The organism is Dellaglioa sp. CoH-55-MRSF-8 (genome assembly GCF_056782195.1).
In genome coordinates, this window is record NZ_JBXAYH010000032.1 from 1 (window position 1) to 742 (window position 742).

A 742-nucleotide genomic window follows, 5' to 3' on the forward strand; every position below is an offset into this window, starting at 1 on the left:
CAAATTGCTGACGATGATTTGATAGCGTGCCATGGTCTTACCCTTGTTGTGCTTCGTGATGGGTGAGCGCGATTTGCGCGATAGCTTCGGTCGCGCCTTCGCGGAACCGGTACGAATGGAATTTTCCGACAGTATCCAGTGCGCCAGCAGCGGACAGAGAACGCACACTGTAACGCGCCTCATTCGACGGGTTCGTTTCGCGCGTCACAAAATAATACGTGTCGCCAATCAGGTACCCGGTGCGCGGCAACACGGTTTTAAAAAATCGCATGGTGTCGCGGTCGAACCAATGGCCGCCGTTCTTTTCCGCGTAGTAAGCGCGGATTTCGGACTTGGGGACAGTCTTTGCGTGTTTCATGTTTTTACCCTGTCAGGTAGTTAATCGATGGAATGAATTCTAGGCGGTGTCGGGCCCGGCGTCAACAATAACCCCGCGCCGTCTGGGGTTTATTGAACGAGCGTCGCGAGATAGTGAGCGGCACTCGCGCGAGTGCGCGTCGTAAGATGCAACCGGCCTTGTGCGTCGGTAACTTGCCACAAATCCCGATCCCCGACGCGCGCCACGTGCCCAACGTAGCGGGCCGCGTCATACACCTGATAACCGGTAGCGTCCGCTACATAGCGGAACCGGGCACGGGGCTTGTCATGCAGGGCCATACGTGCGGCCCCGTACGTTTTGGCGTCTTCGCTCAGTGCCAACACGCCCCGATAGTCGTGTGCGTCGCGCGTACCTGTCACGTCT

2 protein-coding genes are annotated in these 742 nt (G+C 57.7%); both read right to left on the minus strand.

The annotated features are described in order from the left end of the window. Positions 1 to 37: 37 nt before the first annotated feature. Positions 38 to 358, minus strand: coding sequence for a DUF7447 family protein (locus tag AC1RPW_RS07730; protein WP_481769399.1), 321 nt, complete (start codon positions 356 to 358; stop codon positions 38 to 40). 89 nt (positions 359 to 447) lie between these two features. Beyond that, on the minus strand, positions 448 to 742 hold a 295-nt coding region (locus tag AC1RPW_RS07735; RefSeq protein ID WP_481769400.1), incomplete at its 5' end, for a hypothetical protein.